This window comes from Actinoplanes sp. NPDC051346, from assembly GCF_040682215.1.
Lineage (GTDB): Bacteria > Actinomycetota > Actinomycetes > Mycobacteriales > Micromonosporaceae > Actinoplanes.
This window is the reverse complement of record NZ_JBFBAJ010000001.1, coordinates 492,771-514,319: the sequence shown is the minus strand read 5'-3', so window position 1 is coordinate 514,319 and position 21,549 is coordinate 492,771. Positions and strand designations below refer to the sequence as shown.

Annotated in this window: 17 protein-coding genes; 9 read left to right on the top strand and 8 right to left on the bottom strand. The window is 71.5% G+C overall.

Going from position 1 to position 21,549, the window contains the following annotated elements; genetic code table 11:
• The first annotated feature begins 4 nt into the window (after positions 1 to 4).
• Entirely contained in the window at positions 5 to 3,865 is a 3,861-nt protein-coding gene (locus AB0M36_RS02335) for an RHS repeat-associated core domain-containing protein (RefSeq protein WP_364151083.1), read from the top strand.
• A 53-nt stretch (positions 3,866 to 3,918) separates the two neighbouring features.
• Here AB0M36_RS02335 and AB0M36_RS02330 read toward each other — a convergent pair whose 3' ends face one another.
• The gene (locus AB0M36_RS02330) at positions 3,919 to 4,785 is read right to left on the bottom strand and encodes an NmrA/HSCARG family protein (protein WP_364151080.1); all 867 of its coding nucleotides are present in this window, start codon (positions 4,783 to 4,785) and stop codon (positions 3,919 to 3,921) included.
• Between the two features lie 87 nt (positions 4,786 to 4,872).
• Here AB0M36_RS02330 and soxR point away from each other — a divergent pair, with 87 nt between their 5' ends.
• A complete protein-coding gene (gene soxR, locus AB0M36_RS02325) occupies positions 4,873 to 5,382 on the top strand; it encodes a redox-sensitive transcriptional activator SoxR (RefSeq protein WP_364151078.1) in 510 nt (169 codons plus the stop codon).
• Positions 5,383 to 5,512: 130 nt separating this feature from the next.
• Here soxR and AB0M36_RS02320 read toward each other — a convergent pair whose 3' ends face one another.
• Positions 5,513 to 5,941, bottom strand: coding sequence for a VOC family protein (locus tag AB0M36_RS02320; protein ID WP_364151075.1), 429 nt, complete (start codon positions 5,939 to 5,941; stop codon positions 5,513 to 5,515).
• A 75-nt stretch (positions 5,942 to 6,016) separates the two neighbouring features.
• Between AB0M36_RS02320 and AB0M36_RS02315 the strand changes: the two genes are divergently transcribed.
• Positions 6,017 to 6,619 (top strand): TetR family transcriptional regulator, encoded by a 603-nt coding sequence (locus tag AB0M36_RS02315; RefSeq protein ID WP_364151072.1) that lies wholly within the window; start codon positions 6,017 to 6,019, stop codon positions 6,617 to 6,619.
• A gap of 146 nt (positions 6,620 to 6,765) precedes the next feature.
• On the opposite strand, the gene AB0M36_RS02310 is transcribed toward AB0M36_RS02315, so the two are convergent.
• From AB0M36_RS02310 to AB0M36_RS02295, 4 genes are read right to left on the bottom strand one after another with little or no spacing between them, the layout of a single operon-like run.
• Positions 6,766 to 8,238 carry an ATP-binding protein gene (locus AB0M36_RS02310; protein WP_364151070.1) on the bottom strand — a complete coding sequence of 491 codons (1,473 nt, stop codon included), beginning with the start codon at positions 8,236 to 8,238 and terminating at the stop codon, positions 6,766 to 6,768.
• Positions 8,238 to 9,896, bottom strand: a complete 1,659-nt coding sequence (locus tag AB0M36_RS02305) for an FAD-dependent oxidoreductase (RefSeq protein WP_364151068.1) — start codon at positions 9,894 to 9,896, stop codon at positions 8,238 to 8,240. The genes AB0M36_RS02310 and AB0M36_RS02305 overlap by 1 nt, the downstream gene beginning before the upstream one ends.
• 10 nt (positions 9,897 to 9,906) lie before the next feature.
• The gene (locus tag AB0M36_RS02300) at positions 9,907 to 10,197 is read right to left on the bottom strand and encodes a UBP-type zinc finger domain-containing protein (RefSeq protein WP_364151065.1); all 291 of its coding nucleotides are present in this window, start codon (positions 10,195 to 10,197) and stop codon (positions 9,907 to 9,909) included.
• Positions 10,194 to 11,363, bottom strand: a complete 1,170-nt coding sequence (locus AB0M36_RS02295) for an NAD(+)/NADH kinase (RefSeq protein ID WP_364151062.1) — start codon at positions 11,361 to 11,363, stop codon at positions 10,194 to 10,196. Before AB0M36_RS02295 ends, AB0M36_RS02300 begins: the two co-directional genes overlap by 4 nt.
• A 185-nt stretch (positions 11,364 to 11,548) precedes the next feature.
• Between AB0M36_RS02295 and AB0M36_RS02290 the strand changes: the two genes are divergently transcribed.
• Together AB0M36_RS02290 and AB0M36_RS02285 are read left to right on the top strand one after the other, a co-directional pair.
• Positions 11,549 to 13,093 (top strand): ricin-type beta-trefoil lectin domain protein, encoded by a 1,545-nt coding sequence (locus AB0M36_RS02290; protein WP_364151059.1) that lies wholly within the window; start codon positions 11,549 to 11,551, stop codon positions 13,091 to 13,093.
• 107 nt (positions 13,094 to 13,200) lie between these two features.
• A complete protein-coding gene (locus AB0M36_RS02285) occupies positions 13,201 to 13,647 on the top strand; it encodes a hypothetical protein (protein WP_364151056.1) in 447 nt (148 codons plus the stop codon).
• Positions 13,648 to 13,673: 26 nt separating this feature from the next.
• Here AB0M36_RS02285 and AB0M36_RS02280 read toward each other — a convergent pair whose 3' ends face one another.
• On the bottom strand, positions 13,674 to 14,660 hold the full coding sequence (locus AB0M36_RS02280) for a hypothetical protein (RefSeq protein ID WP_364151054.1): 987 nt from the start codon (positions 14,658 to 14,660) through the stop codon (positions 13,674 to 13,676).
• A gap of 148 nt (positions 14,661 to 14,808) precedes the next feature.
• Between AB0M36_RS02280 and AB0M36_RS02275 the strand changes: the two genes are divergently transcribed.
• The 4 genes from AB0M36_RS02275 to AB0M36_RS02260 are packed head-to-tail and all read left to right on the top strand — an operon-like array spanning position 14,809 to position 17,808.
• Positions 14,809 to 15,204, top strand: a complete 396-nt coding sequence (locus AB0M36_RS02275; protein ID WP_364151051.1) for a TOBE domain-containing protein — start codon at positions 14,809 to 14,811, stop codon at positions 15,202 to 15,204.
• Positions 15,201 to 15,989 (top strand): molybdate ABC transporter substrate-binding protein, encoded by a 789-nt coding sequence (modA, locus tag AB0M36_RS02270; RefSeq protein ID WP_364151049.1) that lies wholly within the window; start codon positions 15,201 to 15,203, stop codon positions 15,987 to 15,989. Before AB0M36_RS02275 ends, modA begins: the two co-directional genes overlap by 4 nt.
• Entirely contained in the window at positions 15,986 to 16,777 is a 792-nt protein-coding gene (locus AB0M36_RS02265; protein ID WP_364152233.1) for an ABC transporter permease, read from the top strand. The genes modA and AB0M36_RS02265 overlap by 4 nt, the downstream gene beginning before the upstream one ends.
• On the top strand, positions 16,774 to 17,808 hold the full coding sequence (locus tag AB0M36_RS02260) for an ABC transporter ATP-binding protein (RefSeq protein ID WP_364151046.1): 1,035 nt from the start codon (positions 16,774 to 16,776) through the stop codon (positions 17,806 to 17,808). Before AB0M36_RS02265 ends, AB0M36_RS02260 begins: the two co-directional genes overlap by 4 nt.
• Positions 17,809 to 17,828: 20 nt before the next feature.
• Here AB0M36_RS02260 and AB0M36_RS02255 read toward each other — a convergent pair whose 3' ends face one another.
• A complete protein-coding gene (locus AB0M36_RS02255; RefSeq protein WP_364151043.1) occupies positions 17,829 to 21,422 on the bottom strand; it encodes a family 78 glycoside hydrolase catalytic domain in 3,594 nt (1,197 codons plus the stop codon).
• Between the last annotated feature and the right edge of the window lie 127 nt (positions 21,423 to 21,549).

The window sequence follows — 21,549 nt, the reverse complement described above, 5'->3', positions numbered from 1 at the left end:
AAACGTGGAATCTGACGGCCTTCCGCCGTCCGAGCGGGCGCCCGCCGTGCGGCGCCGCCGGGCGCGAGCGGCATGGGCGGTCGCGGTCGCCGTCGCGGTCGCCGGGGTATCGCTCATCGGCGTGCAGCCCCGGGCGGCCGACGCGGCGCCACCCACCGAGGCGATCCCGCCGCCGGGCACCCCGCCGTTGCCCGAGTACGCGTACAGCGCGGCGCGGATGATGGGTCCCGGACTCGTGGACGAACCGAGAACCTCGACGTCGCCGTCCGTGGGTGCCCTGCCGGTGAACCTCGCCACGGGCAACCTGTGGCTGACCAAGACCGACCTGGCCGTGCCGGGCCGGGGCGTGGCGGCCGCGCTCGGCCGGACCTACAACTCGGGGATCATGAGCCTGGGCGGATTGTTCGGCCCCGGCTGGACCAGCTCCCTGCCGTTCATGCGGTCCAACGGCTTCTCGTTCCAACCCGAGCTCGTTGACGAACACGGCAACGTTCTGCACTTCTCCCGCGATCCCGGCGGCAAGAGTTTCAGCGGCGCGCTCGGCCAGCGGATCGTCATCGCGCCCGACGGCAAGTGGGTGCTGACGCGGCACGACCAGACGACGCTGACGTTCAACCCGGCGCCGTGGTCGCTGCCGCAGGTCGGTGGCGAGCTGCTCTCCATGAAGGACGAGAACGGGGCGGGCATCACCATCAGCTGGTCCGGGAAGGTCCCGACGGCGATCACCGACACCGCCGGGCGCAAGCTCACCATCACGGCTGCCGGCGACCGCGTCGCGAAGGTGTCCGACGCGGCGGGCCGCTCGGTCGGCTACGCGTACGACAGCGCCGGACACCTGGTGGCAGTGACCGATCCGGTCGGTGCCGTCACCCGCTACGGCTATGACGCCGAGCATAAGCTGATCTCGGTGAAGAGCCCGCGCGGCCACACGACCCGGGTGACCTACGCGTACCTGAACTACGCGATCCAGGCGACGTCGCAGACCGATGCGCTGGGCAACGTCACCAAGTACGACTACGTCACCAACCCGGACGCGAAGCCGTTGATGGGTTGTCCCAACAAGGTCGTCAGGGTGACGAGCGGCGGCGGCGTGCTGCGCACGTACACGTTCGCCCAGTGCGCCATGGTGCAGCGCGTGGTCGGCACCAGCGGTTGGTCGTACAGCTACGACCCGCAGCTGCGCGGCATCTCGAAGATCGTCGACCCGAACCTGCACACCATCGAGCAGACCTTCGACGCCTACGGCAACGTCGCCACGGCGAAGGACGCCCTCGGCAGGGTGACGCGCTCGACGTACAGCCCCACGAACAAGGTGCTGACGACGACCGATCCGCTGGGCCGTGTCGCCACCCGGACCTATGACGCGAAGGGCAACCTGACGAAGGTCAGCCAGGGCGACCTCACCACGACGCACACGTACGGCGACGCCGACCACCCGGGCGACCGCACGTCCACCACGGATCCCGCCGGCAAGGTGTGGACGTACACCTACAACGCCCACGGAATGCTGGCATCGTCGCGGGACCCGCTCGGCAACACCGGCCGCTCGTCGTACGACGCGGTGGGGCGCCGGGTCAGCAGCACCGCGCCGTCCGGCGCCGTCACGGCCTACACCCTCGACGCCGCCGGCAGGGTCACCGCGGTCACCGACCCCCTGCACCGGGTGACCCGCACCGAGTACGACGCCGGCGGCAACGTCACGAAGCTGACCGAGGCGACCGGCGCCGTCACCACGACCGCGTACGACGCGCTGGACCGGCCCACGGCCACCACGGTCGCGGTCGGCACTCCCTCGGCGCGCACCACGAAGACGGCGTACGGCGCCGACGGCCAGGTCCTCACCCAGACCGACGGACTGGGACATGCCACCACCTACCGCTACGACGCTGCCGGTCGGCTGGCGGGCGTCACCGACCCGCTGAGGCGAAGCAAAAGCCTGACCTACGACGCCGCGTCCAACGTGGCCACCACGGTCGACGCGGCCGGCCGTACCACGACCTACGGCTACGACGCGATGGACCGGCTCGTGACCACGCGATACTCGGACGGCACCAAGGGAATCACCAGCACGACGTTCGACGCGGCCGGGCGCAGGACCGCGATGACCGACGGGACCGGCACGATCTCGTACGCGTACGACGACCACGACCGGCTGATCAGCCGCAAGGACGGCGCCGGCGCCACGGTGGGGTACGCCTACGACAAGCGCGGCCTCATCACCACGCTGACCTATCCGGGCGGGGTGAACAAGGTCGTCCGCGGCTACGACGACGCCGGCCGGATGACCTCGGTGCGGGACTGGCTCGGCAACACCAGCCGGTTCTCCTACGACGCGAACTCGAACCTGACCACGACCACGCTGGGCAACGGCGACGTGATCCGGTCGGCGTTCGACGCGACCGACCGCGCCACCGTCCTCAGCCTCAGTGACGGCAGCACGGTGCTCAAGCGGCTCGGATACACCCGGGACGCCGCGGGAATGGTCAGCGCCGAGGACGCCACGGCCTACACCTACGACCCCACCCACCGGCTGGCCTCCGCCGGCGGCACGGCGTTCGGCTACGACGCCGCCGACCGCCGGATCAAGACGGGCGGCACGACGCTGAGCTACGACGACGGCGACCAGCTGCTGAGCAAGGTCACCGGTGACGACAGCACCACCTACACGTACGACAAGCACGGCAACCGGTCGAAGCGCACCTCCGCGAGCGGGGTCACGAGCTACAGCTTCGACCAGGCCGGGCGGATGACCGGTCTCGACAACACCGGGTACGGGCACCACACCTTCGCCTACGACGGTGACGGCCTGCGGGTGTCGAAGCACATCGGCGGACCCGACCAGACCCAGAAGTACACCTGGAACGTGGGCGAGGGCCTGCCGACGATCCTCACCGACTTCGGCTTCTCCTATGTCACCGGACCCGGGGGCCTGCCGCTGGCGCAGATCGCCGGGACCACGGCGCTGTACTACTTCCACGACCAGCTCGGCAGCACCCGGGTGCTCACCAACCAGGACGGCTCGGTGAACACCACCTACGAGTACACCGCCGACGGTGCCCTCAAGAGCCGTACCGGAACGGCGAACAATCCGTTCCAGTTCGCCGGGCAGTACTGGGATTCCACTACCGGCCTGTACCACCTGCGGGCCCGGTATTACGACCCTGGGACCGCGCAGTTCATCAGCCGCGACCCGGCGGTGTCGATGACCCGGCAGCCGTACGGATACGCCAACAACAACCCGGTCAACCTGACCGACCCGAGCGGCTTGTACGTCCCCGGCGTCAACGGCTGCGGGTCGTCCGGCGGCGTCAAGTTCCCGGAGTTCAGCTTCGGTTCGGCGTGCAACCGGCACGACTTCTGCTACGGCGCCGGCGTGAGCAGGGGAACCTGTGACAGCCAGTTCCGGGACAACGCTCGGGCCTCGTGCAGTTGGGGCTCCCTCTTCTGCCGGATGGGCGCCGACTGGTACCACGGCGCCATCGAGAAGTTCGGGCAGGACGCCTATGACAAGGCCCAGTTGGAGGGACCGGCGGACCTGGCCAGACAGCTCGCGGCCTGCGGCGGTAACACGGGGTGCATCGAGACGGCACAGAACCAGGCCGAGTTCGACAAGGTCATGAACCAGATGCAGGGCTGCGGGAGCAACACGCAGTGCGAGCAGGACGTGGCCGACCAGTATCACAACACCGACGGCACCGACGACACGATCGACGGCGTCGAGAACTCGGACGACTGGAGCGACTGGGGCGACTCCGAATGGGACGACTCCGAATGGGGCGACTCGGACTGGGGCTGGGACGACTCCGACTGGGGCGGCGGCGGTGGCCCGGACGAGATCTGGGATTCCCTTCCCACCCCCGAGTGACCGTCGTCCTCGACAGGATCCCCGCACCCGTCGCCGGGTGCGGGGATCCGCGCTCAGAGAATGCGGTCCCAGTCGACGGTACGGGCCCAGTCGGCGTAGCTGTGCCACTTCACCTCGGGATACCGGGCGTGCAGCGACTCGACGTCCATGAATTCGGTGGCGTCCTCGAACCGCTGGAACATGTCGGCGATCTCGGCGCCGGCCCATTGCCGCACCTGGTCCAGCGGCAGTTGACGGTACGGGATCTCGCGGCCGGTCACCTCGCTGAGAATCCTGGCCGCCTGCTCGCCGGTGACCCGGTCGGAGACGATGTCGACGCGCTCGCCGACAAAGCGGTCCGGGTGTTCGACGGCGTGCACCGCGAGCGCGGCGATGTCCCGTCCGGTGACCTGGTCCAAGGGTTTGCCCGGCGACAGCGGATTGGCCAGGACGCCGTCGGCGAGGCGGCTGAAGCCGAGGTTGAGGGCGTTCTCCATGAAGTAGACGGGACCGAGGACCGTGGCACGGAGCCGCCGCTGTCGCAGATAGGCCTCGATCTGCTGCTTGCTGTCGGCGTGGCCGATGTCGGTCCTCTGTGTCCGTTCGCCGCCGCACACCGAGGAGTAGACGAGATGCGCGTCGGCCCGCGCCGCGGCGTCGATCAGGTGGCGTCCCTGCTCGACCTCCTCGCGCTGGCCGCCGGATCCGAACGGGACGGACAGCCCGAAGACGGCGTCGACGCCGGTGGCTGCGGCGGTGAGCGACCGCGGGTCACTCAGGTCTCCGGCGACGATCCGGGCGCCGGCCCGCGCGAGCGTCGAGGCGGCCGGCGACTCCGGCGATCTGACATAGACGGCGACGTCGTGACCGTGGTCTAGGAGGAGGTGGGCGACGGCGCCGCCCTGCCGGCCGGTGGCGCCGATGACGAGAACGCTGCTCAAGGGGTCAGCTCCAGGATCGTTCGAGGGGTGGACGCGCCCCATCCTGTGCCCTCAACCAAGGTTGAGGGCAAGTCCTAAGATCGACACATGCCACGCCCCCGTACGACCTTCCATGAACTCACCGTCGGACAGGTCGCCGAGCGCAGCGGCGTCGCGATCTCCGCATTGCACTTCTACGAACGCCACGGCCTTCTCCACAGCACCCGCACGGCGACCAATCAGCGCCGGTACGGCCGCGACACCCTGCGCCGGGTCGCCTTCATCCGAGCGTCCCAGCAGGTCGGCATCTCGCTCGCCGAGATCCGGGAGGCCCTGGACCGACTGCCGAGCGCGCGCACGCCGACGCGGGAGGACTGGGCCCGCCTGTCGGTGGCCTGGCGAGCCGAGCTGGACGCACGCATCGCGCGACTCCAGGCCCTGCGCGACAATCTCACCGACTGCATCGGCTGCGGCTGCCTGTCCCTACGCTCCTGTCATCTGACCAACCCCCGAGACGTCCTCCGCCGCGAAGGCACCGGCGCCCGCCGCCTCCTGGAACCACCGCCAAGCCCGTCGGACCACGCCGGTAAACGGCGACAAGGAGCCGACAATCAGTGAGCCAATCGCCACCCAGCCGCTGGGCAGTCGCGGAATGGCTTCCAGGCCGCCAAGAACGATCCGGCTCTCCCTGCCCGAAATCCGCCGCCTGTTCAACAGGCTGACCTGGTCCCATCAAGCCCACGCTCAGTCACATAGATCTCGAAGTTGCGTCGAGGTACTCAGGAGCGAAGTGGCTCGCGTACGCCTCCGAGGCGTCCACGTTGGTGATGACGTCGATCAAGACGCCGTCTGGGCCAGCGAGGATGAAGTGCCGCTGCCCGAACTCCTCGGTCCGGATGGGAAGCACGATCTCGAGGTTTCGCAGGCGCTCCCACTCGGCGTCAACATCGTCCACTTCCAGGTTGAGCAGCATCCCGCCGGCGACCGGCCCGCGGTAGGCCGCCGGGATGGTCTCGTGCTTGCTGTCCAGCACGGCCAGCTCCCACTGGCCGCGGCGCAGGCTCACGTACCACTCCATCTCGAAGGTCGGCTGAAACCCGAAGTGATTGCGGTAGAAGGCCGCGGTCGCGGCCACATCAGTGGTCATGAGGACCGGATACGAGCTGGTCAATGTCATCTCGAACTCCTTTACATACACTGTGCAGGTAAGCAGACTATACATACGCGGTGTATGTAAGAGAAGGGGTGCGGCATGGCACGGGCCACCAAGGAGCAGAGCGAAATCACCGCACGGCGCATCCGAGACGTCGCCGCGGCCTTGTTCGCCGAACGTGGCTACGCCGCCGTCGGCCTGGAAGAGGTAGCCGCCGCAGCCGGGGTCACCAGGGGTGCGGTCTACCACCACTACCGCAACAAGCAGCATCTGTTCGAAGCTGTTGCGGCCGCTGCGCAAGAGCGGGTGGCCGACGCGGTTGCCAGAGCGGCCGACGCGACCACCGACCCATGGGAGGGCTTGGTCGCCGGCTGCCAGGCATTCCTCATCGCCAGTGTCGCCGACACGCACCGGCGAATCCTGCTGGTCGACGCGCCCGCGGTGATGGGTTGGAGCACGTGGCGCAGCCAAGACGCGGCCGCCTCCGGGCACCACCTGACTGAGGCGGTGGCCGCGCTAGCGGCAGGCGGACGCCTTGAGGTCAACTCACCCGAGGCAACAGCCGCCTTACTCTCCGGCGCGATGAACGAGGCAGCGCTTCGGATCGCCGAGGCGCCGGACCGGGATGCCGCACTGGCCGACACCTGGCCCGACTTGCTGCGCCTGCTTCGGGGCCTCCGTAGACCCGGCACGAACAAGTAGAGAGGTTGACCGCCAAGCGGCGCTCGTCGCTGACGGCGCGTCCGTTTGCGCCCACGACCGCTTCGGGCGGGACGCGGATAGCTGTGACCGGCCCCGACGGCGCGGTCGCCTGCACGGTTACCGGAAGCGACAGCCGGGGTGCGCGGTCATTCGGAGGGTGGTTCGGAGGTCGGGAGCCGGACGAGGAAGCGGGTGTCGCCCGGCTCGGAGCGCAGGACGATGTCACCGCCGTGGCCGTTGACGATGATCCGGTAGGAGATGTCCAGGCCCAGCCCGGTGCCCTCGCCCACCGGCTTCGTGGTGAAGAACGGCTCGAAGACCCGCTTGCGGAGCTCCTCGGGGACGCCGGGGCCGGTGTCGCCGATGGCGACCACCACGTGATCGTCCTCGCGGTAGGTGCGAACGGTCAGCGTGCCGGCGCCGTTCATGGCCTGGACCGCGTTGTCGATGATGTTGGTCCAGACCTGGTTCAGCTCCGCCGGGTGGGCCGGGACCTCGGGCAGACCGCGGTCGTATTCCCTGACGACCGTGACGCCGGCGCCGATCTTGTGGCCGAGCATGACCAGCGTGCTGTCCAGGCCGGTGTGCACGTCGATCCACTGGTGCGCGGCGCGGTCCAGGTGGGAATACTGCTTGGCGGCCGAGACCAGGGAGGAGACGCGCCCGGTGGCGTCCTCGATGTCGCTCATCAGCTGCTCGGTCTCCAGCGCGTACCCGATCCAGTGGATGGCCTGGTCGAGCAGCTCGGGCGAGCCGACCTTGGCCTCGATGTCGTCGAGGCACCGGGCGTCGAGGCCACCCTGGGCGAAGACGGGGGCGAGGTCCCAGGCGTGGGTGATCGAGCGCTCCTGCATCCAGTCGCCGAGTTCGTCCTCGCGGTCGGCGGCCTGCAGGGCGGTCAGCGCCGGCGCCTTGGCCGCCTTCTCGATGACCTCTTCCTGGAGCTCGACGAGCGCGTCGAGGCGGTCGGCCGCCACCTTGCCGGCGGCCAGCATGCCCAGCTTGTGCCGCATGCCGGCGACCCGCATGCGCAGCGCGCCGGTCGCCCGGGAGGCGGCCGCGGCCGGGTTGTTGAGCTCGTGCATCAGGCCCGCGGAGAGCGCGCCGAGGGCGGTGAGCCGCTGGCGCTCGCCGATCGCCGCCTGGGTGTTGCGCATTCCGAGGTAGAGGCCCTCCAGCAGGTGGATCGCCATGGGGAACCACTCGCGCATCATCCAGCCGAAGTCGGCGGCCGAGAGCACGAAGAAGTCGGCGTCGTCGAGCGCCCGCATGGAGGCCATGTAGGTGTATTGCACGCCGTCGTCGCGGATGTACGCCTGGGTCGCGCCCATGTAGACGCCGCGCTGCTCCGTCCGCGTGGTCTGCACGTCGTCCTGCCCCACCCGCCGGGTGAGCGAGACCGTGCCGCTGAGGAGGACGAAGAACTTCTCCGCGGGATCGCCCTCGCGGAGCACGAGCGAGCCCGCGGGGGCGTGCATGGTGCAGCCGTGGTCGGCGATCCAGGCGAGCTGGTCGTCGGTCAGCTTCTCGAACAGGAACAGCGTCCTGAGCTCGGCGGGCGTCAGCCTGCCCGGCTCGCACGGTCGCAGGTGGATTTCCTCGACGTCGGTCTCGCTCATCACTGAGCCTCCAGATAGCGGTGGACCAGCGTGACGGCCATCGCGCCCTCGCCGACCGCCGAGGCCACCCGCTTCACCGAGCTGGCCCGGACGTCGCCGGCGGCGAAGATGCCGGGAACGCTGCACTCCAGATAGAACGGATCCCGGTCGCGATCCCATCCCGGCGGGCGCCCGCCGTCGCGCAGCAGATCCGGCCCGGTGCGGACGAAGCCCTTCCCGTCGCGCGCCACCGCGTCGCCGAGCCAGTCGGTGCGGGGTTCCGCACCGATGAAGACGAAGAGGTACCCACATTCGACGGTCGTGGTGAGCCCGTTCTTGCTGTCGCAGATGGTGATGGCCTCGAGGCGTCCGTCGCCGCGCGCGCCGACCACCTCGCAGCGGGTCCGCACCCGGATGTTGTCGATCTTGTTGAGCTGCTGGATGAGGTAGTACGACATCGACGCCTCGAGGGAATCGCCGCGGACCAGCAGGGTGACGCTGCGGGCGTACCGGGAGAAAAAGAGCGCGGCCTGACCGGCGGAATTGGCGCCGCCGATGATGTAGACGTCGCTGCCCGCGCAGGACGGCCCCTCGGTCGCCGCCGAGCCGTAGAAGACGCCGGAGCCGGTCAGCTCGGCCACCCCGTCGGCGACCAGCGGTCGGTACGCGACGCCGGTGGCGAGCACGACGGCGTGCGCCGACACCTCCCCTCCGTCCGCGAAGGTCAGCGTGCGGGCCGAGCCGTCCGGGCGCAGCCCGGTGACCTCCCGGGTGGTGAGCACCTCGGCGTCGAACTTGCCGGCCTGCCGGCGCGCGCGGTCGGTCAGCTGGGCGCCCGAGATGCCGTCGGGGAAGCCGAGGTAGTTCTCGATCCGGGAGCTCTGGCCGGCCTGGCCACCGACCGCCCGACGCTCGATCAGCAGCGTCTTGAGGCCTTCGGACGCGCCGTAGACCGCGGCGCCGAGCCCGGCCGGGCCGCCGCCGACGATGATCAGGTCGTAGAAGTCGCGGTCGGGCGCGGTGGCCAGGCCGGCCGCCTCGGCCAGCTCCGACGGGCTCGGCTGGGCCAGGGCCCGGCCGTCGGCCTTGACCACCAGCGGGATCGCCTCGGGGCCCACCCCCGCCGCGTCGAGCAGGCGGCGGCCCTCCGGATCGTCCGCACCGAGCCATCGGTACGGCACCAGGTTGCGCGCCAGGAAATCCCGGATCTGGTACGACGGCTCGCTCCACCGGTGCCCGACGACCCGGATGTCCTCGACCTCCCGGTCGCCGGTGGCCTGCCAGGCGTCGATCAGCGCGTCGATGACGGGGTAGAGCTTCTCCTCCGGCGGATCCCAGGGCTTGAGCAGGTAGTGGTCGACGTCCACCACGTTGATCGCCTGGATGGCGGCGTCGGTGTCCGCGTACGCGGTGAGCAGCGCCCGCCGCGCGTGCGGGAACAGGTCCATCGCCTGCTCCAGGAACTCGATGCCGTTCATCTGCGGCATCCGGTAGTCAGCGAGCAGGACGGCCACCCGCCCGCCGCGCAGCTTGAGGTCGCGCAACGCCTCCAGCGCGTCGTCGGCCGAGGAGGCCCGGATGATCCGGTAGTGCTCGCCGTAGCGCCGGCGCAGGTCGCGGGCGATGGCCCGGGACACCGACGGGTCGTCGTCGACGGTCAGGATGGCGGGGTGGCCCATGGCTGCGTCCTCAGCGGTAGGTCAACGAGGGCAGGCTGGCCACCAGGACCGTCTCGTCGCGATAGCACCACAGCCAGTCCTCATCCGGCTCGTACGACTGGACGATCGGATGGTCCTGCGCGTGAAAGTGCGCGGTCGCGTGCTTGCCGGGTGACGAGTCGCAGCAGCCGACGTGTCCGCAGGTCATGCAGACGCGCAGGTGCACCCAGTGGCCGCCGGCCGCCAGGCACTCGACGCAGCCGTCGCCCGACGGGGTGACGGCTCGCGCCTGGTCGAGGTGGGTGCAGACGGAACCGGTCATGCGGGTGTTCCTCCTCGGACGAGCAGGTCGGTGAACTCGGGGTGCCGCTCCACATATCCGGCCACGAAGGGGCAGGTCGCCAGCACCGAGGCGGATCGGCGGCGGGCGTCGCCGAGGGCGGCCGAGGCGAGCCGCCCGGCCAGGCCACGGCCCTCGAAGGCCTGGTCGATCTCGGTGTGCGCGAGCTCGATCCGCTCGCCGTCGCGGCGGTAGTGCAGGACGCCGGCGAGCTCGCCGCCGAGCAGGATCTCGTAGCGGGACTGCTCGAAGCTGTCCACGACCACCGCGTCGCCCGGGTCGCCGCCGCCCACCTGCGCGCTGCCCTCGACCCGGAGCTTGCGCCGGGCCCGCTCGTAGAACGACGTGCGGCCGAAGCGGATGACCTGGGCCGCCGCCGGCACAGGAATGATCGTCAGCCGGTCGCCGGCTTCCGCGTAGCCCTGGATGATGCCGTCGACCTCGATGGCGAGGCGGCCGCTGGTCGTCGCCACGTCCAGCTCGAGCTGCTCGTCGGGCGAGAGCATCAGCGAGCGGTTGAACGACGAGTGCGCCGCCGAGGCGGTGACCAGGATGCCCGCCACGTTCGGCGAGACGATCGGCCCGCCCGCGGAGAAGCTGTACGCCGTCGACCCGGTGGGCGTCGCGACGATCACCGCGTCGGCCGCGTAGCGCACGAAGTTGCTGCCCTCGACGTTGATGCCGATGTGGGCGAGGCCGTGGCCGGGCACGCGCACCATCGCGATGTCGTTGAAGGCCGACACCTCCTTGCCGTCCGGCAGGACGGTGCGCACCGCCGTGCGCGACTCGACGGTGAACCGGTGCTCGTCGATCATCGACAGGGCGTCGGGCAGGTCGGGCAGGTCGACCTCGGCGAGGAAGCCGAGGCGCCCGACGTTGACGCCGAGCACCGGCGTCTTGCGCCCCTCGACCAGCCGCATGGTGCGCAGCATGGTGCCGTCACCGCCGAGGCTGACCAGCAGCCCGGCCCGCTCGACCATCTCCTCGGCGGAGACCGCCTCGGCGGCGCAGTCGATGCGGGTGATCTCCTCGGGCACGCCGAGGACCGTCACGTCGCGGGACTTGGCCCACCGCACGATCGCGTCGATCGCGGCGCCGCAGTCGCGCCGCGGATGCAGGACCAGACCGACCACCTTGACCATGCCCATGGGCCCATCCTCCTCCGACGTCGGGTTCAGCCTTCCACGCCGGCGCGGTGACGGCGAACGACCCTGTGGACAGGGGTCCGTCGATATTGTGAAACATTGTTGACAAATATGACCTACATAGACAGACTCCAATACAGAGAGCGCTCTCCTTCCCCGGCTCCCCCGGATCAGCGGAAGGAATCCCCATGTCCCGTGCCTTCACGCTCGGCGTCACCGCCGCCGCGCTCACCGCCGCCGGTCTCCTGCCACCTCCGAGCCTCGCCACCGACACCCCCGCCTCCGCCGCGCCGGCCGTGGCACCCCGGTTCGACCTGGCCCCCGGCATGGTGGCGGCGATGCGCCGCGACCTCGGGCTCACCGACGACCGGATCGCCGCCCGCCTGGCCACCGAGGCCGCCGCCCCGGTCATCGAGCGGCGGCTGCGCGCCCGGCTCGGCCCCGCGTTCGGCGGCGCGTGGATTCCCGCCGGCGCGGACCGGCTCACCGTCGCCGTCACTGACGCCTCCCGGGCGCCGATCGTGCGCGCCGAGGGCGCCGTACCCGTCGTGGTCCGCCGCAGCGACGCCGACCTGGCCGCCGCCCGGGCCAAGCTGGACCACCACGCCGCGCGGGCCGTGGGCACCGCGATCCGCGGCTGGTATGTCGACGTCGCCGCCAACCGCGTGGTCGTCATGGCGAAGCCCGGCGCGTCGGCACAGGCGCGGACGTTCGCCGCCGCCAGCGGAGCGGGCCCGGTCTCCGTGACCGAGACCGCCGAGCAGCCGCGGCCGGTGTACGACATCCGCGGCGGCGACCAGTACGTCATCAACGGCAACACGCTGTGCTCGGTGGGCTTCGCGGTCGCCGGCGGATTCGTCAGCGCCGGACACTGTGGCGGCGTGAACAGTCCCACGCTGGGCTACAACAACGTGGCACAGGGCACCTTCGCCGGATCGTCGTTCCCGGGCAACGACTACGCGTGGATCCGCACCAACGGCAACTGGACCCCACGGCCGTGGGTCAACAACTACGCCGGCGGCAACGTCACGGTCGCCGGATCGCAGGAGGCCGCGATCGGCGGCTCCGTCTGCCGCTCCGGCCGCACGACCGGATGGCGCTGCGGCACGATCCTGGGCCGCGACGAAACCATTGTGTACGCCCAGGGCGCCGTCTCCGGCTTGTCCCGCAGCAACGCCTGCGCCGAACCGGGCGACTCCGGCGGCTCCTGGATCTCCGGCAACCAGGCCCAGGGCGTCACCTCGGGCGGCAGCGGCAACTGCTCGACCGGCGCCACCATGTGGTTCCAGCCGGTCAACGAGATCCTCGGCGTCTACGGGCTGTCGCTGACCACGAGCGGCGGCGGTGGCGGCGCGAGCTCGGTCGTCAGCAACTGGAACAACAAGTGCGTCGACGTGCCGAACTCGAACTTCTCCGACGGCGTACCCCTGCAGATGTGGAACTGCAACGGCACGGGCGCGCAGCGGTGGACGTTCGTGAACGGCACCCTGCAGACTTCCAACTCCAAGTGCATGGACGTCGCCTGGGGCTCGACGGCCAACGGCGCCGTCATCCAGATCGTCGGGTGCAGCGGCAACCCGGCACAGCAGTTCGTCCTGTCGGCCGCCGGCGACCTGGTCAACCCGCAGGCCAACAAGTGCGTCGACATCAAGGACTGGAACGGCGGCGACGGCGCCCGCCTGCAACTGTGGGACTGCGCCGGCACCCTGAACCAGAAGTGGCGCCGCGTCTAGCCGGACGAGCACCATGCTGGCAAACCAGTGTGCGCCGGCTGACGCCCCGTTGTGCTCAGCCGCTCTGACCTGGGTATCCTGGCCCGCCAACCGACCCCCGGAGACCCATGTTTCGCGCCATCCCCCGACACGCCATCGGAGCGGCAGCGGCCTGGCTGCTGTTCTGCGCGGAGGGTGTGCTGGCCTACCTCGCCCTACTTGCCTATGCGTTCCTCGCCTGCCTCGACCCGGGCGGCCCACTCGCGGGGATCCTGTTCGTGCTCCTCGCCGGCACCGCCGGCGGGGTGGTGACCGCCCTGGTGGTGTTTCCCTCGGTGCTGGTCGCCCAGGCAGCCAGCAGGCTGCGCTGGTTGGCGGCTCTCGCCATGGCGACCGCGCTGTTGGGTCTGGCCGCCGCCGGGTGGAGCGCGGCGACCGACACGACGGTTCGCGCGGCGGCGTACGGCTGGCTGATCGCGGTCGCCGCCACCACTTTGCCGCTGGTCGCGTGGTCCGCCATCGCCGCGCTGGCCCGGGCTCGGGCCGGCAACCACGGGCCCACCGCCGACGCCTGACGCCTCGGCGTGGCGCGACTCCGCCTCTATCTGGCCGGCGACCGTCCGGCGTAGTAGCCCCGGGCCCGGGCGACCAGCGCCGGCGATCCGCAGCTCTCGGCCAGTTCGAGGCCCTCGCGCAGCACCCGGCGGGCCTGGGGGCGGCGGCGGGCCAGGTTCAGCAGGCCGCCGAGGTCGACCAGCGCGGTCGCGAGCTCGAAGCGGCGCGGCGTGCCGTGCAGCACCCGGACGGCCTCCTCGGCGGGCTCCTTGCCGGCCAGGCCAGGCCGCACCCGGCCCTGGATCCGCAGCGCCCGGCCGAGCGCCGACGCCAGGCCGTGCCGGCGGGTCAGCGCGACCTCCTCCGCGACGAGCCGCTCCGCCGCCTCGGCCGCGCCCAGGCCGGCCAGGACGAACGCCGCCGCCGAGCGCCACGGCAGCACGCCCGGATGGTCGGACCGGAGCGCCGCCACCCGTTCCCCGCAGCGGTACAGGTCCGCGAGTCCCTCGCCCGGCCGGGCCAGGGCGGCGTGCAGCCGGCCCCGCACGTAGCGCAACAGCAGGTATTCCGGTTCGTCCGGTAGATCGCCGCCGAAGGGGGTGGCGCAGAGCAGGGCGTCCGCCGAGTCGAGCTCGCCGAGGTCCAGGCGGACCGCGATCCGGCGGGCCGTCAGCAGCGCGGCGGTGGCGCCGTCCGGCTCGACCCCGGAGACCTCCAGCAGTTCCGCGGCGGCCTCCGCGTCCTCGCGGGCGGCGGTGAGATCGCCGAGGCGGCGGGCCGACGAGCTGCGCTCCGAGTACGCCATGACGAGACCGGCCGCCGCACCCTCGCGTCCGGCGACCTCCACGGCGAGGGTGCATCCCGCGTGCGCGACGGCGAGGTCGTCGGCGTCCGACAGCCAGCGCAGCACGCCCAGGTAACGGGGCAGGTCAGCCGCGGAATCCGGGGCCCTGACGGGCACCGGGCGGGTGTTACGCACGGCGGTGTCGCGACCGGGGTCCGCCAACCTCGGGTGTGCGTCACGGACTGTCATGGGAGGGTCTGTACCCCTTCCGGCGCGGGAGGCACCTCCAGATTTCCCCGCCGCGCCGCGAAGCACAAGCGCCTTCCGCTCACGGTGAAAGCATGTGCGAGGCAATACCGAGATTTGCTCTCGCATCTGCGAGCACTATGCTCCGAGCGTGGCGACATACCGGATCGGCGAGGCGGCGGAGCTGCTCGGGGTCAGCGCGGACACCGTGCGGCGCTGGGTCGACGCGGGCCGGCTCGCCGCGATCCGTGACGACAACGGGCACCGGTGCATCGCCGGGGCCGACCTCGCCGCGTTCGCGCGGCATTTCGACGAGCCGGACCGGGGCGCGCACCGGTCCTCGGCCCGCAACCGGCTGCGCGGCATCGTCACGGCCATCACCCGCGACGCCGTGATGGCGCAAGTGGACGTGCAGGCCGGCCCGTTCCGGGTGGTGTCACTCATGAGCCGGGAAGCCGTTGATGATCTGGGCCTCGAGGTCGGGTCCGTGGCGGTGGCCGTGATCAAGTCCACGACGGTGGTCGTGGAGCGAGGGGACGACAGATGAGGACACGGTTGACGACGGCCGCCGCGCTGGCGGCGGTGCTGGTGACGAGCGGATGCGGCGCCGCCGCCGACGCCCCGGCGAAGGGCTCCGGCGCGTCGGCGAAGGCGAACACCAGCAAGGTGACAGTGCTCGCCGCGGCGTCGCTGACCGAGTCGTTCGACAAGATCGGCGTCCTCTTCGAGGGACTGAACCCCGGCGTGGACGTGACCTTCTCCTACGGCGGCAGCTCCGGCCTGGCACAGCAGATCACCTCGGGCGCCCCGGCCGACGTCTTCGCGGCCGCTAGCCCCGCGACCATGAAGACGGTCGTCGACGCGGGCGACAGCAGCGGCACGCCGGTGACGTTCACCCGCAACCAGCTCGTCATCGCCGTACCGAAGGGGAATCCGAAAGGGATCACCTCGCTCGCCGCGCTCGCGAAGCCGGGGGTCAAGGTGGCGCTCTGCGCCGAGCAGGTGCCGTGCGGCGCCGCCGCGAAGAAGGCGCTGGCGACCGCCGGGGCGGCCGTCACCCCGGTGACCCAGGAGCAGGACGTGAAAGCCGCGCTCGCCAAGCTCAAGCTGGGCGAGGTGGACGCCGCGCTGGTCTACCGTACGGACGCGAGATCGGCCGCCGCGGAGGTCGACGGGGTGGAGTTTCCCGAGTCGGCGTCGACGCTGAACGATTACGCGATCGTCGCGCTGACCAACGCCCCGAATCCCTCCGGCGCGAGCGCGTTCGTGACGTTCGTGCGGACGCCGCAGGCCCAGCAGGTGCTGGCCGACGCAGGGTTCCAGAAGCCCTGAGCCGGGCCGGCCGAAGCGCACCGCTCGTCCTGGCGATCCCCGCGATCGCCGGGCTGGCGTTCCTCGTGCTGCCCCTGGCCGGCCTGCTGATCCGCGCGCCGTGGGCGACGTTGCCGCAGCGCCTGACCGAGCCCGACGTCCTGGCGGCGCTGCGGCTGTCCCTGCTCACCGCCACCCTCGCGACCGGCGTGTGCCTGCTGACCGGCGTACCCCTGGCGTGGTTGTTGGCCCGGACCACCTTTGTGGGCCGGCGGTTCGTGCGGGCGCTGGTCACCGTGCCGCTGGTGCTGCCGCCGGTGGTCGGCGGCGTCGCGCTGCTGCTGGTCTTCGGCCGGCGCGGCCTGGTCGGTGAGTGGCTGGACTCGGCGTTCGGCATCACCCTGCCCTTCACCACGACCGGGGTGGTGCTCGCGGAGGCGTTCGTCGCGATGCCGTTCCTGGTGATCAGCGTGGAGGGGGCACTGCGGAGCGCGGACGCCCGCTACGAGGAGGCGGCGGCGACGTTGGGCGCCGGCCGCTGGACGGCCTTCCGCCGCGTCACCCTGCCGCTGATCGCTCCCGGCGTCGCCGCCGGCGCGGTGCTGTGCTGGGCCCGGGCCCTCGGCGAGTTCGGGGCGACGATCACGTTCGCGGGCAACTTTCCGGGGCGGACGCAGACCATGCCGCTCGCCGTCTACCTCGCCCTGGAGCGGGATCTCGACGCCGCGATCGTGCTGAGCCTGGTGCTGCTCGCCGTCTCCGTGGCGATCCTCGCCGGGCTGCGCGACCGCTGGCTGGGCACGACGTGACGCTCGACGCGAGGCTGGTCGTCCGGCGGCCGGGCTTCACCCTGGACGCGGCCCTCTCGGCGGCGCCGGGCGAGGTCGTGGCGCTGCTCGGACCGAACGGCGCGGGCAAGACCACCGCGTTGCGGGCGCTGGCCGGGCTGACCGACCTCGACGACGGGCACGTCGCGCTCAACGGACGCCGCCTGGAGGACACCGCGCCGGAGCACCGCCGCATCGGCGTGGTCTTCCAGGACTACCTGCTCTTCCCGCACCTGTCCGCACTGGACAACGTGGCCTTCGGGCCGCGCTGTCGCGGCGTCTCCCGGGCCGCCGCGCGGGCGCGGGCGGCCGCCCTGCTCGACCGCGTCGGGCTGGCCGAGCACGCGAGCCGCAAGCCTCGGCAGCTGTCCGGCGGCCAGGCTCAGCGGGTGGCGCTGGCCCGGGCGCTCGCCACCGAGCCCGAGCTGCTGCTGCTCGACGAGCCGCTCGCCGCGCTGGACGCGCGGACACGCCTGGACACCCGCACCCACCTGCGCGGCCATCTGAGCACGCACCCGGGACCGACGATCCTGGTGACCCACGACCCGCTGGACGCCATGATGCTCGCCGACCGGCTGGTCATCCTCGAGGACGGACGCGTGGTGCAGACCGGCGACGCGGCGTCGGTGACGTCGGCGCCGCGCACCGATTACGTGGCCCGGCTGGTCGGGCTCAACCTCTATCGCGGCCGGGCGGAGGGCACGCTGGTCCAGGTCGCCGCCGACTTCGCCCTCACCACGGCGACCCCGCAGAACGGCGAGGTGTTCGTGGCGTTCCCGCCGGCCGCCGTCGCGCTCTACGCGGCCCGCCCGGAGGGCAGCCCGCGCAACACGTGGCCGGCGACGGTGGCGTCGGTGGCCCGGCACGGGGACGCGCTACGCATCGAGCTGAACGGTCCGGTCGCGGTCGCCGCCGACGTCACGCCCGCCGCGGCCGTCCAGCTCGACCTCGCGCCGGGCCGTCGGGTGTGGGCCAGTCTCAAGGCCACAGAGGCCTCGTCCTACCCCGCCTGACGACCCGGCGCCGGTCCGGCTCAGTTCGCCGTGAAGGTGTACGACCCCGAGCCCAGTGAGTACGACGCGGTGCCGGCGGCGAAGCCCTGCGGCACCGCCTCAGCCGGGGCGGTGACCGCAGCCGCCGAGGTCGCCGGAACCTCGATCGTCGCGGTCGCGTTCGGCGGCACCACCACGGTCAGGGTCAGCTTGCCGCCGTCCCTGGTCCACTGTGTCCGTGCCTGGCCGTACCCGGTGGTGAGCGCGGTCGTCGCGGACGTCAGCGTGCCGCCGGGTTTCGGCGCGAGCAGCAGCCGCTGATACCCCGGCGCCGCCGGGGCGATGCCGCCGACGCTGCGATAGAGCCAGTCGCCGACCGACCCCAGGCCGTAGTGGTTGAAGGAGTTCATGCCGGGGTCCTGCAACGTGCCGTCCGGCCGGATGCCGTCCCAGCGCTCCCAGATGGTTGTCGCTCCCCGGGAGTTCATGTAGCCCCAGCCGGGATAATCCGGCTGTCGCAGGATCTGGTACGCCGTGTCGAGGTGCCCGTGCCCGGCGAGCACCGGGAGCAGGTTCTCGACGCCCATGAACCCGACGGAGAGGTGACCGGAGCGCGACGCCACCTTCGCGGCGAGCTTGTCCGCCACCGCCTGCGTCCGGTCCGGCGGGACCAGGCCGAAGGCCAGGGCGAGGACGTACCCGGTCTGGCTGTCACCGCGTACCGTGCCGTCGGCGGCGATGAACCGGCGGGTGAACGCGGTGCCGATGCGGTCCGCCAGATCGCCGTAGGCGGCTGCCTTGTCGGTGCGCCCGGTCGCCGCCGCCATCCGCGAGACCAGCCGCGCCGACCAGCCGAAGAACGCCGTGCTGGTGATGTCGTTGGCGGTGGGATCGTTGACGTTGAGCCAGTCGCCGTAGGTGTCGCGGTTGCGGATCAGGTCGGCGCCCGCGGTCGCCCGCAGGTAGTCGACCCAGCGGGCCATCGCGTCGAAGTGCTGGTCGGCGGCGGTGAGGTCGCCGTAACGCTGCCAGAGCACGTACGGGACGATGACGCCCGCGTCGCCCCAGCCGGCCTTGCCGGCCCCGCCGAGCACGTCCGGCGCCACATCGGTGAAGGCGCCGTCGGCGCGCTGGGCGTCCACCATGTCGGTGGCGAACTTGCTGAGCAGGCCCCGGGTGTCGAAGTTGAATGTGGAGGTGGCACCGAACGCCGCGATGTCACCGGTCCACCCCAGCCGCTCGTCGCGCTGCGGGCAGTCGGTGGGAATCGACAGCATGTTGGAGCGGGCGCCCCAGACGATGTTGCTCTGCACCTGGTTCACCAGCGGGTCGGAGGTGGTGAACGTGCCGGTCTGGGCGCCGTCGGTCCAGGCGGCCAGTCCGGTCAAGCTGTCGGCCGTGGGCGTGCCGGGGAAGCCGGTCAGCTCCACATATCGGTAGCCGTGCACGGTGAAGTGCGGCTCGAAGGTCTCCGGCCCGCCGCCGGCGAGGGTGAAGGTGTCGGTCTGCTGGGCCGAGCGAAGGTTCGCCGTGTAGAGGGTGCCGTCGGCATTGAGGATCTCGCCGTGGCGCAGGGTCACCCTCGTGCCGGCCGGGCCCTCGACCCGCAGCCGGTTCCAGCCGGTGAAGTTCTGGCCGAGGTCGGCGATCCACATGCCCGGCTTCGGCTGGGTGAGCCGCACCGGGCGCAGCTGCTGCTGCACGGTCACGCCCGGGTCAACCTGGGCGACGATCCGCGGCAGCGAGCCGGTGCGCACGGTCACGGCCCGTGCGGCGCCGCCCGCGATGCGGGCATCGGAATCCTCGCCGTGGTACAGGTCGTCCGAAACGACCGGGCTGGTGGTCGCCGACCACGACGCATCCGTACGCACGTCCGCGCGTGTTCCGTCCGCGTATTCGACGATGAGCTGGGCCGAATACCAGGGCGACGCGCCGTAGCGCCGGTTGCCGCCCATGCCGAGGCTGCCGGAGTACCACCCGTTGCCCAGCAACGCGGAGAGCGTGTTGGCACCGGGCTTCAGAGCCGCGGTCACGTCGTAGGCACGGTATTGCAGGCGCTTGGTGTAGTCGGTCCAGCCCGGGGCGAGCCGTTCCTCGCTCACCTTGGCGCCGTTCAGATACGTCTCGTGCAGTCCCAGCGCGGTGGCGAAGAGCCGGGCCCGGGCCACGGGCTTACCGATGTCGAAGGTCTTGCCCAGCCGCGGCGCCGGGTTCGGCACGATGACCTGGTCACCCCACGGCCCGGACCGGTAGGCGGCGGCGACGCGGGCGGCGGGCCAGGCGGAGTCGTCGAAGCCGGGGTTCTGCCAGCCGGCGGGCGCGCTCTGCGATGCCTTCCAGGCCGCGTCGGTGCCCGTCGTCACCGCGCCCTGGAGCTTGGCGATGACCCCGGCCGGCCCGACGGAAGTGTTGGACGCCGCCACGGCGATGGTGTTCGCGCCCGCCCTGAGCTGCGCGGTCACGTCCACTGTGGTGGCGCGTTTCCACGAGTCGGTGAACCGCCGCGACGTGCTGACAGGCGCCCCGTTGACCCAGACGTCGGCGGTGTCGTCGCCGGTCACCACCAGGGTGGTCGGGCCGGGCGAGGCGATCTCGACCGTACGCCGGAAGTAGCGCGTGGCCGCCGGCACGGAGACCGCGGGATCGCCCTCGGGGTACCAGATCCAGGACGCGCCGGCGAGGTCGGCGGTGCCGGGCACCCCGATGAAGTCGGCCTGCCAGGCGGCGAGGCCGGTGTCGAACCGGGCCGCGGCGCTCCACGGGCCGGGGCGTCCCTGGGCGTCCCAGATCCGGACCCGCCAGTGGTAGGTGCGGTTGGGTGCCAGCGCGGGGCCGCCGTACGCGACGTCGACCGATCGCTGCGACGCGACCGTGCCGCTGTCCCAGACGTCGGCCGTGCCCGGGGTCGTGCCCACGGTGACCTGGTAGCGGCCCTGCACCTGGCCCTTCGCGGCCGAGTCAAGCCGCCAGCCGAAGCGCGGCTTCGCCGCGTCGACACCCACCGGGTCGGTCCGGCGTTCGGTGGTGAGCCCACCGACCGTGACCGGCGAGGCGGCACCGGGATCGGGCAGCGCGACGTTCTCGCGCCACGGCCCGCTGCCGTATGCCCCGAGGTCCTTGGCGGGCACCCAGCGCTGGGGCACGGCGTCGGCGGCTTCCCAGGCACCGTCGGTGGTGAGTTCCACCGTCCCCTGCGCCGACACGACGCGCAGCCGGCCGACGACGCCGGCCGGTCCGCCGCTGTTGCGCGCGGCGATGGTGAGGGTGTTGGTGCCCGGCGTAAGGGCTGCGGCGAGGTCGACGGACAGGGCCTTCTTCCAGGAATCGGCGACGCGCGGCGAGCCGGCGAGCCAGGTGCCGTTGAGCCAGACGTCGACGGTGTCGTCGCCGGTGAAGACAAGCTGGGACTCGGAGTAGGGACCGGCCGGGGCGGTGAAGACACGGTGCACGTAACGGGTGGCGGCGGGTGCCGACGTGGCGGGGTCCCCCTCGGGGAACCAGATCCAGTGCGCGCCGGAGAGCGTTTCAATTCTCCGGTCATCGAGGCGGGCTTCGGCGGGGACGGCGGACAGCGGGAGCGCGACTATCGCGGCCAGCACGGCGGTTGCCGCCCTGGCTGTCGCGGTTCTTGCCATGCGGTTCTCCTCGGTCGATGAGAGAAGGGCACGGAGCGGGTCAGGAATTTAAACGTTTCAACGACCTGACCCTCTGAGCCTAGGCCGAACTCGAAGATCCACTCAAGAACCCAGCTGCCGCGAAGGC

What these genes read in the sequence shown, in the direction of transcription:
- AB0M36_RS02315 (WP_364151072.1), top strand. Translation starts at nt 6,017, where the DNA reads ATGGCACGGGCCACCAAGGAGCAGAGCGAAATCACCGCACGGCGCATC.
- AB0M36_RS02300 (WP_364151065.1), bottom strand. Translation starts at nt 10,197, where the DNA reads ATGACCGGTTCCGTCTGCACCCACCTCGACCAGGCGCGAGCCGTCACC.
- AB0M36_RS02295 (WP_364151062.1), bottom strand. Translation starts at nt 11,363, where the DNA reads ATGGGCATGGTCAAGGTGGTCGGTCTGGTCCTGCATCCGCGGCGCGAC.
- AB0M36_RS02285 (WP_364151056.1), top strand. Translation starts at nt 13,201, where the DNA reads ATGTTTCGCGCCATCCCCCGACACGCCATCGGAGCGGCAGCGGCCTGG.
- AB0M36_RS02310 (WP_364151070.1), bottom strand. Translation starts at nt 8,238, where the DNA reads ATGAGCGAGACCGACGTCGAGGAAATCCACCTGCGACCGTGCGAGCCG.
- modA (WP_364151049.1), top strand. Translation starts at nt 15,201, where the DNA reads ATGAGGACACGGTTGACGACGGCCGCCGCGCTGGCGGCGGTGCTGGTG.
- AB0M36_RS02290 (WP_364151059.1), top strand. Translation starts at nt 11,549, where the DNA reads ATGTCCCGTGCCTTCACGCTCGGCGTCACCGCCGCCGCGCTCACCGCC.
- AB0M36_RS02280 (WP_364151054.1), bottom strand. Translation starts at nt 14,660, where the DNA reads ATGACAGTCCGTGACGCACACCCGAGGTTGGCGGACCCCGGTCGCGAC.
- soxR (WP_364151078.1), top strand. Translation starts at nt 4,873, where the DNA reads ATGCCACGCCCCCGTACGACCTTCCATGAACTCACCGTCGGACAGGTC.
- AB0M36_RS02305 (WP_364151068.1), bottom strand. Translation starts at nt 9,896, where the DNA reads ATGGGCCACCCCGCCATCCTGACCGTCGACGACGACCCGTCGGTGTCC.
- AB0M36_RS02320 (WP_364151075.1), bottom strand. Translation starts at nt 5,941, where the DNA reads ATGACATTGACCAGCTCGTATCCGGTCCTCATGACCACTGATGTGGCC.
- AB0M36_RS02255 (WP_364151043.1), bottom strand. Translation starts at nt 21,422, where the DNA reads ATGGCAAGAACCGCGACAGCCAGGGCGGCAACCGCCGTGCTGGCCGCG.